Annotated in this window: 14 protein-coding genes and 1 pseudogene; 6 read left to right on the forward strand and 9 right to left on the reverse strand. The window is 71.6% G+C overall.

Annotated features, from left to right (window positions below):
• Positions 1-108: 108 nt before the first annotated feature.
• Together ACQEV1_RS09140 and ACQEV1_RS09145 are read left to right on the forward strand one after the other, a co-directional pair.
• Complete coding sequence (locus ACQEV1_RS09140; protein ID WP_433393018.1) at positions 109-852, forward strand: dienelactone hydrolase family protein; 744 nt, start codon at positions 109-111, stop codon at positions 850-852.
• A 69-nt stretch (positions 853-921) separates the two neighbouring features.
• Complete coding sequence (locus ACQEV1_RS09145) at positions 922-2,694, forward strand: NAD-binding protein (RefSeq protein WP_433393020.1); 1,773 nt, start codon at positions 922-924, stop codon at positions 2,692-2,694.
• Here ACQEV1_RS09145 and ACQEV1_RS09150 read toward each other — a convergent pair.
• Together ACQEV1_RS09150 and ACQEV1_RS09155 are read right to left on the reverse strand one after the other, a co-directional pair.
• Complete coding sequence (locus ACQEV1_RS09150) at positions 2,691-3,515, reverse strand: Imm1 family immunity protein (protein ID WP_433393022.1); 825 nt, start codon at positions 3,513-3,515, stop codon at positions 2,691-2,693. The two genes, ACQEV1_RS09145 and ACQEV1_RS09150, sit on opposite strands and share 4 nt — an antisense overlap.
• Positions 3,516-3,956: 441 nt before the next feature.
• Entirely contained in the window at positions 3,957-4,673 is a 717-nt protein-coding gene (locus ACQEV1_RS09155) for an SDR family oxidoreductase (RefSeq protein WP_433393024.1), read from the reverse strand.
• Between the two features lie 75 nt (positions 4,674-4,748).
• Between ACQEV1_RS09155 and ACQEV1_RS09160 the strand changes: the two genes are divergently transcribed.
• The gene (locus ACQEV1_RS09160; RefSeq protein ID WP_433393026.1) at positions 4,749-5,204 is read left to right on the forward strand and encodes a winged helix-turn-helix transcriptional regulator; all 456 of its coding nucleotides are present in this window, start codon (positions 4,749-4,751) and stop codon (positions 5,202-5,204) included.
• Positions 5,205-5,341: 137 nt separating this feature from the next.
• On the opposite strand, the gene ACQEV1_RS09165 is transcribed toward ACQEV1_RS09160, so the two are convergent.
• The 3 genes from ACQEV1_RS09165 to ACQEV1_RS09175 form a co-directional block, all read right to left on the reverse strand.
• Complete coding sequence (locus tag ACQEV1_RS09165; RefSeq protein ID WP_433393028.1) at positions 5,342-6,484, reverse strand: ARPP-2 domain-containing protein; 1,143 nt, start codon at positions 6,482-6,484, stop codon at positions 5,342-5,344.
• Positions 6,481-7,893 carry a hypothetical protein gene (locus ACQEV1_RS09170; protein WP_433393030.1) on the reverse strand — a complete coding sequence of 471 codons (1,413 nt, stop codon included), beginning with the start codon at positions 7,891-7,893 and terminating at the stop codon, positions 6,481-6,483. Before ACQEV1_RS09170 ends, ACQEV1_RS09165 begins: the two co-directional genes overlap by 4 nt.
• 172 nt (positions 7,894-8,065) lie before the next feature.
• Positions 8,066-8,494 carry a hypothetical protein gene (locus ACQEV1_RS09175; protein WP_433393032.1) on the reverse strand — a complete coding sequence of 143 codons (429 nt, stop codon included), beginning with the start codon at positions 8,492-8,494 and terminating at the stop codon, positions 8,066-8,068.
• 230 nt (positions 8,495-8,724) lie between these two features.
• Between ACQEV1_RS09175 and ACQEV1_RS09180 the strand changes: the two genes are divergently transcribed.
• On the forward strand, positions 8,725-10,812 hold the full coding sequence (locus ACQEV1_RS09180) for a M6 family metalloprotease domain-containing protein (RefSeq protein WP_433393034.1): 2,088 nt from the start codon (positions 8,725-8,727) through the stop codon (positions 10,810-10,812).
• Positions 10,813-10,998: 186 nt separating this feature from the next.
• On the opposite strand, the gene ACQEV1_RS09185 is transcribed toward ACQEV1_RS09180, so the two are convergent.
• On the reverse strand, positions 10,999-11,643 hold the full coding sequence (locus ACQEV1_RS09185; protein WP_433393036.1) for an FMN-dependent NADH-azoreductase: 645 nt from the start codon (positions 11,641-11,643) through the stop codon (positions 10,999-11,001).
• A gap of 85 nt (positions 11,644-11,728) precedes the next feature.
• Between ACQEV1_RS09185 and ACQEV1_RS09190 the strand changes: the two genes are divergently transcribed.
• Positions 11,729-12,208, forward strand: a complete 480-nt coding sequence (locus ACQEV1_RS09190; RefSeq protein ID WP_285621082.1) for a MarR family winged helix-turn-helix transcriptional regulator — start codon at positions 11,729-11,731, stop codon at positions 12,206-12,208.
• 24 nt (positions 12,209-12,232) lie between these two features.
• Here the strand turns inward: ACQEV1_RS09190 and ACQEV1_RS09195 are convergent, their stop codons facing one another.
• From ACQEV1_RS09195 to ACQEV1_RS09205, 3 genes and pseudogenes are all read right to left on the reverse strand, one after another.
• Positions 12,233-12,505 carry a hypothetical protein gene (locus ACQEV1_RS09195; RefSeq protein WP_433406178.1) on the reverse strand — a complete coding sequence of 91 codons (273 nt, stop codon included), beginning with the start codon at positions 12,503-12,505 and terminating at the stop codon, positions 12,233-12,235.
• The gene (locus ACQEV1_RS09200) at positions 12,502-12,963 is read right to left on the reverse strand and encodes a hypothetical protein (protein WP_433406180.1); all 462 of its coding nucleotides are present in this window, start codon (positions 12,961-12,963) and stop codon (positions 12,502-12,504) included. The genes ACQEV1_RS09195 and ACQEV1_RS09200 overlap by 4 nt, the downstream gene beginning before the upstream one ends.
• Before the next feature lie 86 nt (positions 12,964-13,049).
• A pseudogene (locus ACQEV1_RS09205) lies at positions 13,050-13,274 on the reverse strand (NAD-dependent epimerase/dehydratase family protein); the annotation flags it as partial.
• A 224-nt stretch (positions 13,275-13,498) separates the two neighbouring features.
• Here ACQEV1_RS09205 and ACQEV1_RS09210 point away from each other — a divergent pair.
• A complete protein-coding gene (locus ACQEV1_RS09210; RefSeq protein WP_433393038.1) occupies positions 13,499-14,335 on the forward strand; it encodes a GH25 family lysozyme in 837 nt (278 codons plus the stop codon).
• Positions 14,336-14,366: the final 31 nt, after the last annotated feature.

A 14,366-nucleotide genomic window follows, 5' to 3' on the forward strand; every position in this document is an offset into this window, starting at 1 on the left:
CGCCCCTTCTCCATTGAGACAGAACCGCGATTAGGAATTGCTATACAAATTCAATTAATTGTGCTATGATAGAATGCTATACGCGTTTTCTGGTGTTAGCCTCCGCGTGTGACGAATTCTCCTCCAAAGGCCACTTCCACTTCCATCGCGGCACGCGATCTGCCGTACGACGACGGCGACGCCCGGCTGCACGGCCGGTTCTTCTGGGACGAGACGCATGACACCCCGCGGCCCGGCATCCTCCTCGTCCACGGCGGCGCCGGCCTTGACGATCATGCGTGTGACCAGGCGCGACGGTACGCGGAGCTGGGGTATGCCGTCCTCGCCTGCGACATGTTCGGCGAGGACGTCAAGGGCGACCGCGAGCGGATCATGGCCACCCTCATGGCGATGCGCGACGACCCGGACCATCTCGTACGGCGGGCTCAGGCCGGGCTCGACGCCCTCGGCCGGTGCCCCGAGGCCGGCGTGGGCCGAGCCGTCGTGGGCTTCTGCTTCGGCGGAATGGCCGCGCTCACGCTCGCCCGCGAGGGAGCCGGCCTCGCCGGCGCGGTCAGCGTTCACGGCACCCTCGCCACCTCCCGGCCCGCCGAGACCGGAGCCGTCAAGGCGAGGATCCTGGTCTGCCACGGCGCCGCGGACCCGCACGTGCCGATGAGCGACGTCGCGGTCTTCGCCGAGGAGATGAACCGCGCCGGCGCCGACTGGCAGCTCACCGTCTACGGCCGCGCCCAGCACGGTTTCACCCACACGAACGCGGTGCCGGGGTCGGGCGGCGTCGCGTACGACCGCGCCACCGACGAACGCTCGTTCGCCGCCATCCGTACGTTCCTGGCCGACGTGCTGGACTAGAACTTTCTCCGGTCGGCGGTCGTGGGAAAAGTACGGTCTGCGTCGTCGGGGCGCCGTTAGTATCGCGGCATGCCGTCCATTCGCCGACATCGTGCCATCTCCGGTGGCCATCTCGTCGTTTGCGGCGACACGGTGCTCGCTTTCCGGCTTGCCATTGAACTGTCCGCGCAATACGACCAAGACGTCAATGTCATCTTTTCCCCCAAAGCGCCGGGCCGCGTGCCGAAGGCCCCGCCATCGTCGCGGGTGAGGGTTCTTGAAGCGACGGCGTTGAACGAGGAGGTTCTCCAGGCCGCCCGCGCCGGATCGGCGCGGGCGGTGGCGTTCGTCGGCGCCGATGAGAACGACAACATCGACGCGGCGCTGCGGGTGCAGGAACTGAATCCAGGTGCCCGGCTCGTCATACGCATGTCGGATATGACTCTCGGCCCGTGGATCGTGAGCCTGTTCGACAACTGTGCGGCGCTGTCCGATGCCGCGATGGCCGCACCGTTCCTGGTGGCCGCCGCGCTCGGCCACGAACAGCCGAGGCGCATCGTCGTCGCCGGACGCGCCCTGCACGTCGTCGAGCGCAAGGACCGGCCGGAGCAGGTGCTCTGCGGCCTCGCGGACACCAGCGATCCGGACGGAGGCCCCAGGCTGCTGCCGGCCGACCAGGACCGGGCCGACCTCCTACTCGCCACCGCCCCGGCGATCGCCGGCCGGACCTTCCGCCATCGGCTGCACCGTCTCTGGAACCGCACCGTGACGCACCGGGACGCGCTCGCCCTGGTCTTCCGCGGCCCGCTGCCCAAGGTCCTGTCGGCGCTCATGGTGGCGGTCGCGGTCGGCAGCATCGCGCTGGGCGTCGCCGCCGGCTATCGATTCCCGCAGGCGGTCTACCTGGTACTCCTGGACATCGCGGGGGCGGCCACCCCGGATCTCACGCTCAACAGCGCGGCGAAGGTGGCTCAGACCGCGGTCACCCTGGCCTCGCTCGGTCTCGTTCCGGCCGTCACCGCGGCGTTCGTCGACGCGAGGTTCCGAGCGCGGGTCGATCCGGTACGGCGACTGACCTACCCGATCAGCGGGCACGTCGTGGTGGTCGGTCTCGGCGAGCTCGGTCTTCGCGTCGCCTCGCAACTCGCCGACCTCGGCGTACTCGTGGTCGGCGTGGACACCGGCGAAGGAGCGGCGAGCAGGGATCTGGCGCGCCGAGCGCGGATCCCCATCGTGTTCGGCGACGGCACGCGGCGGGAGACGCTGAAGGACGCATGGGTCCAGACCTCCCGGGCGGTGATCGCGGCCACGGGCCATGACATCAGCAACGTCAAGGTCGGCGTGCAGGCGCGCGCGATCCGCGCCGACGTCCGCGTCGTGTTGCGGCTCACCGACGACGACTTCGCCTCGCGTGTGTACCGGCGCCTCGACGCCGACCGGGTGGTCGGCACGATGTCGTCCATCACCGTGTCCGCCTTCGCCAGGGCGATGCTGGACCGGCAGGTCCTCGCGACGATCCCGGTGGGCCGGAAGGTGATGCTCATCGCCGACGTGCCGGTCGAGCCAGGGTCCGCGCTCGACGGACGCCCGGTGAGCGAGGCCGGCGAGCCGGAGCGCTATCGGGTGCTCGCCGTCCGGCCGCGCGGTCGCATGGACCATGAGTGGAACCCGGAGGACGGATACGTCCTCACGCCGGGCGATTCGCTCGTCGTCGTGGCCACGCGAGACGGCCTCAGGCGGCTCCTCGCCCGCAGTGGGGCGCCGACGTCTCCGGACGGCCGGGACCGAGCCGTCTCCTCCGGGAAGCCGGGCCGGCTCGGCGCCATCCTGCGGCGAGGTCTCCCACGGCGGCGCGGACGTTAGGTGGCCTCGCCCGAGCGGATCTCCTCCACCCGGGACGGGGGCGGGTCGGCGTTCCAGTTCAGGCAGGTCGGGCGCCGGCCGGTCTCGACGTACTCGCGGGCGGCGCGGATCGCGGTCGCCGGGGTGACGCGGGCGCGTTCCGGCGGGATGGTGACCGGCGGGCGCTTCGGGTGTTCCTCGACGACCAGCGCCTCGTCCGGGTCGACGCCGGACTCCACGCCCGCGCTGCCCTGCCACGAGACGGCGGCCCGGCCCGCGGACGTGTCGATGTAGATCCGTAGCGGCGCCTGTTCGCGTTCACCCTTGCCGAAGCGGATCGCGACCCCGCGGGGTCCGCCGGTCAGGAGGCGGTCCGCGGCCTCACCGATGACGCTCTCGGCGGTACCGGCGTCGGCGACCTCCCGTGATCTCGTGCCCCACCAGCCCATGAACGACTTCTCCTCGGGGGCCTCCGGCTCCTCGGGGCGCTCGGGCCGTGACACCGATGTGCCCTTCTCCCCGCCCCGACGGTGTGAGGTCGTCACCGCCGGGCCGACGCCGGCCGGGGCGCTCGGCGTCTGGTCGAGGCGGCTGAGGAAGACGGGGAGTTCGCTCGTGACCCAGCCGAACAGCCCGGCGATCTCGACGAGGCGTTCCTGCGCGAGGAGCAGCGAGCGTACGGCCTGCGCGGCCTGGGGATCACGTGACGCGGTCAGCACGGCGGTCAGACGCCGCGCCGCCGAATCGAGGAGTTCACCGGCCTCTTCGACGGACTCGCGCGCCTGCGCGGAGAGCTCCATCACACCGACGACCTGTTGCCTGACCTCGCCCGTTAGCGACACGGTCCATTCTCCCACTGCGGCGTCGTCACGTACGTCCCACGACGGAGACACCGGGAAACCTCACACCGTCGGCGGTACGCCATAACCCCGGCGGGGGATTTCGGGGAATGCATCAGAATCCGACTTCCGAATCCGGATTCCGATCCGCGACCGCGACCGCGTCATCAACGCCCTCCGCGGCCGGCCCGATGCGCAGGCCGTGGTCGCGACTCAGGTCCCCGTCGGCGCGACGGGCTGACCGGCCGGACCTACCGGCCCCCTTCCTCGACGCCCTCGCCTCGCGCGGCGTCGGCTGGACCGTTGAGGAGCGGTCCTGACCGCCGACGCGTCAGGGGAGAGCGGCCCCCGAACGAGGATCGTCACGCCCGGTGTCTGACCTCGTATCGGCGGGCACCGGACGGCGCGAGCCGTCCTGAGGCCGGACCGTCCTCGTACGCGTCGCTACTCGCCGGCCGGCGTGAACACGTGGGGGTACATCAGCTCCAGCCCGCCGGACAGGCCGGTCTTGGCGTTCCGGCTGCGCTCGTCGGCCAGTACCTCGGGAATGCCGGCCTGGACGCCGTCCAGGGCAGCGGCGGCCACGACGGCGGGATCGGTCTTGTCCGCGGGGTCGACGTAGTGGGCCATGTCCGTGTCCAGGTAGCCGACGTGCAGCGCGGTCACGGCGACGCCGGAGGGCGCGAGTTCCTGCCGGATCACGTTGGTCATCGCCCACGCGGCGGCCTTGGCCGCACTGTACGCGCCGTAGTCCGGGTAGTGCACCCAGGACAGGACGGACAGGACGTTGAGAATCGCGCCGCCATTTGCGGCCAGCTTCGGGGCGAATGCGCGCGTCACCTCCAGGGTGCCGAAGTAATGCGTCTCCATCTCCAGCCGGACGTTGGCCATGTCGCCGTCGGTCAGCCGCGTGTGCGTGCTGATCCCGGCATTGTTGATCAACAGGGTGACGTCCGGGGCGGCGGCCGCGGCCTCGGCCACCGAGGCGGGGTCGGTGACGTCCAGGCGTACCGGGACGACTCCGGGCAGGTCGACCGTCCCGGGGTCGCGGGCCCCGGCGTAGACCTTGGCGGCTCCGCGGGCGAGCAGCTCGGCGGTGAACCTCCGGCCGAGACCGCGGTTGGCTCCGGTGACGAACGCGCGCGAGTTCTTGATGTCCATGATCTCTCCCATTGGGTTGGTTTTTCCAACTTAGAGTGCTGAGTTTGAAAAAGCAACGCAGGGTAGAATCGAGCCATGAACCCCCGTGACGCCGACTACTGCTCGATCGCCCGTGCGCTCGCGGTGGTGGGAGACCGGTGGACCCTGCTGATCCTGAGAGACGCCGACCTGGAGCAGATCACGCGCTTCGAGGATTTCCGTGACCGTCTCGGCATCGCCCGCGACGTCCTCGCCGACCGGCTGGCCGCCCTCGTCGAGGCGGGCGTCATGGAGAAGCGGCCGTACCGCGAGCCCGGCCGCCGGACCCGGTACGCCTACTACCTGACGCCGGCGGGAGAGCAGTTGCGGCCGATCCTCGGTGCGTTGCAACAGTGGGGTGACGCGCACCGGCCCCCGGCGGTCGGCCCGACGGTCGCCCGGCGCTCGGCCCGCGACGACCGGCCGCTCCACGTCGCGTTCGTCGACGACACCGGCAGAGAGGTCCGGCTCGACGACGTCAGGTTCACGCGGACCGCCTCCTACCCGGCCTGAGTCCGGGTAGTCGCGTCGCGTACCCGCGAGCCCACGGAACCATGCCCGGCCATCGCGGCGAGTCCGTTCCGGGCCAGGGACCGGTAGCGGCGGACCGGCTCGCGCCGGTGGCCCGGCTCGTCGTCCCGCGGCGTCGGTCAGCCGGCGTGGGACCGGTGGGCGCGGTAGTGGTCGCGGACGTCCTGGCGGAGCAGGTGGCCGAAGCCCGCGTTCTCGATGCGGCGGCCGAGTTCGGGCTCGGTCACGCCGAGCGCGGCGGCCGTGCCGGGCAGGCTCCAGTCGTTCGCGGCGAGGACGGTCAGCAGGTGGCCGCGCCGGACCTGGTTCTCCGACAGCCGGAACGTCTTCAGGTACGCCACCTGCCCGCTCTCGTCGGTGATCAGCTCGCCGATGTGGTTGTCGCGCCGCCGTTCGAACGGCGGCAGGAACCGCGACAAGCGGTATGGGCCCAGCTCGTACACGTGCTCGTAGGTGTAGTCCGCTCCCAGCAGCCCGCCCGCCATGACCTCGTCGTGGAAGGCCGTCCACTCATCCCGCTGCCGGGCCGCCTCGGCGCGCAGGTCCGCGAGCGAGCGCACGTTCGCGTCCGCGATGCGCGCGCCGAAGTCGGGCACCGGCATGCTCAGCATCGCGTAGTGGTAGATCAGTTCGCCGTACAGGTCGAGGAGCAGAGTGCCGTGCAGGGCGCGGTAGTCGGCGGGACGCGGGACGACGAAGGCGGAGGCGAGGGCGTCCGCGACGTACAGGAGCACCCCGCACTGGCCGGCGTGGATCTCGAAGACGCGGAGGGCGTCGTCCAGGCCCCGCACCACGGCGCCGGTGTAGGCCTCCTCGACCCGGGGCGAGAGTCCGCGACTGATCGCGCGGTGCGACCACTCCCGCCACGCGATCTCCGGGCCGCCGAAGTGCAGCGCCAGGTACCCCTCCAGGGCCAGGTGCAGCGGCAGGAACCGGAGGCGGTTCTTGGCCACGCGGCGTGCCATGCGCCGGTGGAACCGCAGCGCCATCCGGTCGGGCGTCCGCGTCCGTTCGGCCGGGCTGAGGAGCTGGGTCCCGTACGCCGCCGCGGGCGCGTCGTCGCCCCACGTCGCCACGTACCCGTGGGGGATGTAGGACGAGTAGTCGGTCCGCGCGTCGACCGCGACGACCCCGAAGTCGGCGTCGTGGAGCCGGACGTCGAGCCGCAGGTCCTCGATCGGCGTCTCGCGGACCAGCGGAACGAGCCGTACGCCGCCCCAGACCTGCGCGGGACGGGTGGTGAGGCCGGCCGGCTCGATCACGTGTCCTCCCCGAGGAAGGCCGCGACGCGGCGGTCGAGGTGGGCGCGGAGCTCGGGCAGCCCGGTGCGTCCCTCCGCGAACCGGGCCAGCTCCGTCAGCGCGACCAGATCCTCGGCGTCGCGGATGCCGGCCGTCGGGACGACCGGGGTCAACCGCCGTACGTCGAAGCCGGCGGCGTCGTACACGGGGTTGAGGTGCACGACGCCGCAGGTGTGGCCGGGGTCCAGCCGGGTGCGCCAGACCCGCAGCACCTCTCCGGCCAGGCCCGGCGGCGCGTTGTCCCAGCCGTCCGAGACGATGACGAGCCGGTCGGGGCCGAGGTCGAGCCCGTCGAGGACGCGTTCGCCGAGCGGGGTCGCGCCGTACGGGTGGACGAGCAGCGCGTCGGCGCGGCCCGACAGCCACAGCGGCGTGTAGTCGGCGGCGAGCGCCTCCAGCAGGAAGTGGCACGCGAGCGCGACCGCGAGAGGGCGGCGGCGCTTGGTGCCCGACCCGTAGGCCGAGAAGCTGTCGTCGAGGACCGCGACCACCCTGCCCCAGCGTCCGGCCTGGTCACCGGCGGTGCGCCTGGCGGACGCGCGCAGCGCCTCCGTCAGCTCGCCGCGGCGGCGCGCCCGCTCGTCCAGCGAGAGGCCGAGCACGTACGAGGCCAGGCGGGTGAGCGGCATGGTCGTCAGGTCGGCCCGTACGGCGCCGGCTCCGCGTTCGCGTGCGGACTCCTGCAGGCGCAGCCGTTCGAGCCGGGTGAGCCGGGGCGCGATCCGCTCCAGGAACGCGGCGCGCGGGATCCGGTGCTTGGCGGCGAAGCCCTCCGCCACCGTGTACGGGAGCGCGTAGAGCGCGGTCTGGTCGTAGTGGGCCCGGCGCCAGGTCTCCAGGATCGGCGTCGTGTAGGCGGCCGGCCGCCGGAACGCGAACAGGAACGAGCCGAGCTCGCCGTCCGGCCGCAGGTGCGCGTGGCGTACGGCGTCCTTCACGGCGCCGCGGTACTTGACCGCGTCGAACGCCGGGTCGGGGCGCGCGGAGAGCCAGTCCCGCATGATCGCCCGGGTACGGCGGTTGTTGACCCTCGCGCGGCGCAGCTCGCGGAACAGGGCGTACACCCGCTGGGGCGGGAGCAGCTCCAGCCGCCGCGCGATGAGGCGGCCCTCGGCCCGTCGCTGCTCCACGTCGGCCTCGGCCGCGGTGACCAGCAGATTGCGTACGATCAGCGCGGCGTTGTGGTCGTTGATGTCGAGCGCCAGCGTGGCCGCGTACAGGTCGCGGTAGTTGACGAGCAGGTAGCGGTGCAGGAAACCGAGCGAGAGGCCCTGTTCCTCCGCGCCGGAGTGGAACTCGCGCTGGCCCGTGGAGGTGATCGCCGCGTTGACGAACAGCAGCACGTCGTCCGCGGCGATCAGATCCGCCATGGTCTCGATCGGAATCCCCCTCACACGCCGGAGCCGGCCGGGGAGTGGGGGCACGAGCTGCGAATCATCGCTTAACAGGCGGGTTCCGGAAGTCGCACCGGAGTCCCGCGGCCGGCCTCGGCACGGTAACACCGACATGCCGGTCGGCACCGCTCATTTCCGGCCGCCGGGATCAGCGCCTCCGGCGGTCGGCGACGGCGCCGGCGAGCAGGTCCAGGCCGATGCCCAGCATCCAGACGTCCTTGCTGACGCCGAGGCCCGCCTGGCTCGGCCAGATGCTGCCCGGTTTGCGGAGCGCGGGAGTGCGCGCGTACAGGGCGAGCAGGCCGCCGGAGAAGCCGGTGAGGGCGGCGCCGGCCAGCGCCGGCGGGACGACCGGGGCGAGCAGCGCGGTGCCGGTGGCGATCTCCGCGGCCGACAGAAGGCGCAGGAACCGGCGCGGCGGGACGGTCTTCAGGAACGGGAACGCGTTCGAGGCCATCGTGTGGACGCCGGACGCCTGCTCGTCGCCTCCGCGCCAGTGCTCCAGCCCACTGTGCAGGAGGAACGCGCCGGTGGTCACCCGGCCCGGCACGGTCCTCGCCCTCATCGGAAGTCTCATCCGGTGTCTCCTTGTTGATCAAGTCCCCCACCAGGACGTTAGCCCTCGTGGCCGGACGCCCCCGTACGGGGGGTGCGCACGTCACGCGACGGGACGGGAAGTCGTCTCTGGCACGAACCGTGCCCTCGGGAGATCATCGATCGTCCGTCCCGCCGCGGAGTCCCCCGCCACCCCCTGGTGTTCCCCGCTGGAACGGCACCGCCCCTGGCCTCGATGAAAGAGGACGTCACATGGGTAACCCCGGGAGGACCCGCCGGCGCCGGTGGGAGGCGCTGTGCGCGGTGTTCGCCGTGACACTGGCCCTGCTTTCCGCGACCTCGGCCGCGGCGGCGACCGCCGCTCCGCGGCCCGAACCGGCCGCCAACCCCTGGCAGATGCGGCACTGGCCCCAGACGCAGCCGTGGCAGCGAAGCCGGACACAGCGCGCGTTCGCGCCGAACGTGCCACGTCCGATCGACCCGCAGGACTACGAGCTGCCGGACACGATGACCTGGGACGACTACAAGGCGATCCCGGGCACCCACTGGAACGACCCGGCCGAGAAGGGCTCGATCAAGAACTTCAAGGGCGCGCTCGTCCTGGTCGACTACCCGAACGTGTCGTTCGTCATCAGCCGGCCGAAGAACTCCACGATCTACGGCAACCCCACCTCGGTCAGCGACGTGCCGCGCGACCAGGTGCCGCGGTTCTACCAGGACTTCCTCAACACTCCGGGCGACCTCAACCGCGGGCACACCATCAACGAGTACTGGATGGAGGACTCCGGCGGGCGCTACGGCATCGACCTGGGCGCGTTCGGGCCGTACCGGATGCCCGGCAAGAGCTACGAGTACGGCGTCGAGTCCAGTTTCCAGGGCAGCACGGGCTGCCCGGCGGGCGACACGTGCAACCGCGACTTCCGCGGGGACGCCCGTGCCGCGTGGATCGCGGACGTCGGTGCGGACGTCGCCGCGCGGTACGACTTCGTGTTCTTCCTCAGTGCGGGCCAGGACGAGTCGTCGACCTGGCAGGAGTTCGGCCAGATGAAGTTCGACGGCCGCGACGACGTCACCGACGAGTGGGGGCCGCCGGACCCGGCACTGCCCAACTGGAACAAGACCCGGTACGTCGACTGGACGTCCTGGCAGGCCGCGGCCAACATCTGGCCGAACGCCGCCTCGGGCAGTTCCATCCAGGCCGAGAGCTCGGGCATGGGCACCTTCGCCCACGAGTTCAGCCACATCCTCGGCATCGGCGACAACTACAACAACCCGTACTCGGTGCCGCCACGGCGGGACTACTCCGGGCCGTGGGACATGCTCAGCCGGGGAACGTTCAACGGGCCCGGCGGCCCGCACAGCCGCTGGCTGATTCCCGCCACCGCCGGCAGCTCGATGGGCGCCCAGCACATGCTCCGCGAGAAGGTGAGGCTCGGCATCGTCGACCCGGCCAGCGTGCTGAACGTCTCACGCGACGGCCTCGCCCAGTCGGGTGTCGTGGTGGCCAGGGTCAAGGCGCGTGAGGTGCGGCCGAAGTCCGGCGAGCTCACGGGCGTCAACGTGGTGATGAACGGCGGCGACCACGACCCGGCCTGTGACGTCTCGGCCGATCCGCTCTGCGACGGCGGCGGGTACGACAACTACACCGTCGAGGTCGTCGACCGGATGGGCTACGACTCGTTCACACCGGACAGCGGCGTGCTGCTGTCCAAGACCAAGGACCGCGACGCGGCGCCGTTCATCTGGGTCGTCGACGCGCACCCGGAGGACATCGACAAGGTGGACTTCGTGCTGCCGAACGGCACCCCGCAGAAGATGACGATCGGCGACTACCGGCAGCTCTCCGACGCGCTGTTCCACGCCGGGGCCGACTCGGGCAGCCAGTACGAGTACGTCGACCAGGCCAACCGGCTGCACTTCTACGTGCTGGACCTGAAACGCGACAAGTCGGGCGTGCTGTCGTACACCGTCGCGATCCGCTCGCTGGACGGGGCCGGCACGCAGCGCCGCGGCGTATCGCTGTCGCCCGGCGCCGGGGTCGCCGCGCCGCAGCGGGGCTGGGCCAGGTGCACGCTGCCGCTGACCAACACCGGCACGGCGGGCACCGCCCCGTACGCCGACGCCGACGTGTACCGGCTGTCCGCGACCGCCTCGGGCCGTGGCTGGTCGGCCTGGCTGCCGAACGACCTCGCCACGGCCAGGGCCGGCGGGCGTACGGCGGTGACCGTGTACGCCCAGCACACGGCGGGCGCGGCCCATCTCGGCACGGTGCAGGTGACCGCCACGTCCGAGAGCGACCCGACGAAGAAGGCGACGACCGTCTGCGCGGCGGTCGGCTGACCGGAGCGGCGAGCTGACGAGCGAGCGGAGCGGCCGGTGAGGTATGAGCCGTCCGTGGAGTGAGTGAGTGAGTGAGGAGGCGAGCGCGACCGGCGAACACGAGCGGCGTGCGCGACCGGCGAACGCGAGCGTGACCATCAGACGGCCGCGGCCGGCGTCCCCCGCGCCGGCCGCGGCGTCCGGTGATCAGACGGCGACGGACGCCGGCGTCCAGAGCCGGTCGATCGCGTCCTCGGCCGCGGCGAGGCTCTTGACGGCGAGCGGGATCAGCTCGGCCATCGCGGGCGTGGTCTCGGCGAGCGTCAGCTCCGCGGTGATGAAGCGTGGCTCCAAGCCGGTCATCGACACGCCGTGCGGCAGCCACTGCTCGGCGTGGTCCCATCCGTCGCGGGGGGTGCCGGGGGCGTAGCCGCCGCCGCGGCTGGCCAGGACGATGAACTCGCGGCCGCCGAGCAGGCCGGTGCCGCTTTCGGAGTCGACCGAGCCCGGCCCGATCAGGTGGTCGACCCAGGACTTGACGCTGCTCGGTGCGCCGAAGTTGTAGAGCGGCAGGCCCAGCAGGATCGTGTCGGCCTGCCGGACCTCCTCGATGACCTCCTGGCTGAGCCGCCACGACGCCGCCTGCGCCGGAGTGTGGTCCTCCGGCGGCACCATTCGGGCCAGGCCGCCGGCCGTGTCGAGGTGGGGGAGCGGATGGGCGCCGAGGTCGCGGTACGTGACGGTCCCGTCGGGGTGGGCCGCGCGCCATGCGTCGGCGGCGCGGGCGCTGAGCCTCCGGCTGACGGACTGGTCGCCCTTGATGCTCGAGTCGATGTGCAGCAGATGAGCCATGATCGTTCGTCCCTGATTAATCGTTTGTGTAGGGCAAGCTATTTGTACCACACGGATCGATGGCGGCTGCGGCTAGAATCGGGGTGTGGTCGAGCTCCCCGTCGTGAACCAGCCGGTGCACCGGTCCGGCGCGCTCCTCGACCACCTCGCGCGCCGCATGCGGCTGCGTGCGGAGTCGGTGCTGGCGCCGCTGGGCCTGCGCCCGCGGCACCTCGTCACGCTGACGGTGCTGCGCCAGCAGGGAGGCTGCTCGCAGCAGGCCCTCTCCGGCACGCTGGAGATGGACGGCACCAACGTCGTCGGCCTGCTCAACGACCTGGAGCGCGACGGCCTGATCGAGCGCCGTCGCTCACCCGAGGACCGCCGGCGGCACGTCGTCGTGCTCACCGACAAGGGGGCGCGCGTGCTCGTCAAGGCGGAGTGCGCGCTCGCCGCCGTCGAGGACGACGTGCTCGGCGCGCTCGACGAGACCCAGCGCGAGACGCTCTACGGCCTGCTCCAGCAGGCCGCCACCGGCGTGCCGATCGTCTGCACCGGCGACGACGCCGACACCGAGCAGTGCTAGAGCCGGTCTCAGACCTCCGCTGTCCTACCGCACGGTGCCCAGGTGACGCCTCGCCGTTTCGGCCGGCGCCGGGCTGACTCCCTCCTCCGCCTTGCGGACACCGCTCGCCAGGGACGGGGACTTACCGGCCCTGGCCGTTCGGGTGCTCGGCGACCATCGCCCGCCGGCCGGCGCCCGCGTCCGTGAGGCGGGTGACCAGCCGGTCGCCTGCTTGAAACGGCGGTTGGAGACCCGCTGCGAGCGCAGGTAGAAGCCGAGATCTCTGCTCAGCCGCAGCGGCAGGGAGCCGGTGGTCACGGGCGGCCGTACGCCGAGCGTCTCGGCCGGCGTCCGGTGGAACTCCCCGGGGGTCGGCGGCCGGTCGTCCGTGACGTTCCAGGTCCCGGCGGGCGCGCCGAGGGCGGCGACGGCCGACGCGTAGCGTCCTTCGGGCCGGGGATGGCGGGCAGCCGTCGGCGCGCCATCCGGCGCATGTACCGGGTGCGGGTCGAATCCCACGCGTAGAACTGACCGAAGCGCAGCTCCACCCCGGTGCCGCCGGCCTCGGTGAACCGGCGCGCCTGGGCCTCGGCGGCCTCATTGGCCCGGCCGAAGGGCGGCGGGTCCAGCGGCACGTCCTCGTCGATCCACGCGTGGCCCCGGTCGGCGTAGATGAAGCAGATCGACTCCTGGACGGACCGGCCGGCGCCCGCCTCCAGCGCCGCGTCGACCAGGTGGCGCGAGGCCCCCGCCGGATGCGCTCGGTCTCGGACCACGCGCTCGCGCGGGCGGCCTGAGTCGGGGGCGGGATCTTGGTCGCCAGGTTGACGACGGCCTCGTGACCGGCCACGGCGCCGCGTACTGCGGACGGGTCGAACAGGTCCACCTCGACCGGGTCCGCTCCCATGTCGCGCGGCAGCGCCGCCTTCGGCACCGTACGGGCCACTCCGGTGACCGTGTGGCCCGCCGCGATGAGCAGCGGCACGACCCGCTGTCCAATGACGCCGGTCGTGCCGGTGACGAGAATCCTCATGTGATCATCTGCCGGGGTGACGCGCGGCCCAGAGTTCAAGAGATTTTCAACCATGCCAGATGACCTTGGAACTCCGATCGACCGGAGTTCGTCAAGGCGCACGCTCTGGCCGGATGCGGCCGGGTGCCGGCGCGAACCCCTTTTACGTGGCGAAATTCACGGCGTGTAAACCGCGGGTAAGGCAAATTCCTTCGGTGGCATTGCGGAGAAGGTCAGAATCTGTCGAAATCTAGGTGCTGCCAAGTCCTCTTGGAACCCGCCCCCTTGAAGGAGCCCCCATGGCCGCGTCCCCCCGCCGCCTCACCGGCTGGCTGAGATCCGTCACCACCGTCGCCGCTGCCGTCGGCGCCGCGACCATCGGTCTCACGGTGCCCGCGCACGCCGCCACGCCCAACCCCATGGCCCACCCCGAGCGCGACTACATGGGTTCGACCGTCGCCGCCCACGAGCACCGGACCGGCGCGACGCCGCTCCTCGCCCCCGGCGGCCTGCCCGGCCTTGACGTGAGCCACTGGCAGGGCACCATCAACTGGACCACCGTCAAGAACCAGGGCGCGCAGTTCGCCTACATCAAGGCGACCGAGGGCACGACGTACCGTGACCCGAACTTCGGCGCCAACTACACCAACGCCTACTACGCCGGCCTGGTCCGCGGCGCCTACCACTTCGCGCAGCCGGCCAGCTCGACCGGCGCCGCCCAGGCCGACTACTTCGCCGCCCACGGCGGCGCGTGGTCGGCGGACAACCAGACGCTGCCCGGCATGCTCGACATCGAGTACAACCCGAACGGCGCCACCTGCTACGGCCTCAGCCAGGCGTCGATGCGTTCGTGGATCACCAGCTTCCTGAACGAGTACCACGCCAAGACCGGACGCTGGGCCACGATCTACACGACCACCGACTGGTGGACGACCTGCACCGGCAACACCAGCGCCTACGCGAGCAACGACCCGCTGGCCATCGCGCGCTACTCCAGCAGCGTCGGCACGCTCCCCGCGGGCTGGGGCTTCTACACGATCTGGCAGTGGGCCGACTCCGGCACCTTCCCCGGTGACCAGGACGTGTTCAACGGCTCCCACGACCGGCTCATCGCCCTGGCCAACAACACCCCCTGACCCCTCAACGCCCGAAGGCGCCCGGCGAGAG

The organism is Actinoallomurus sp. CA-142502, from assembly GCF_050936355.1.
GTDB lineage: Bacteria > Actinomycetota > Actinomycetes > Streptosporangiales > Streptosporangiaceae > Actinoallomurus > Actinoallomurus iriomotensis.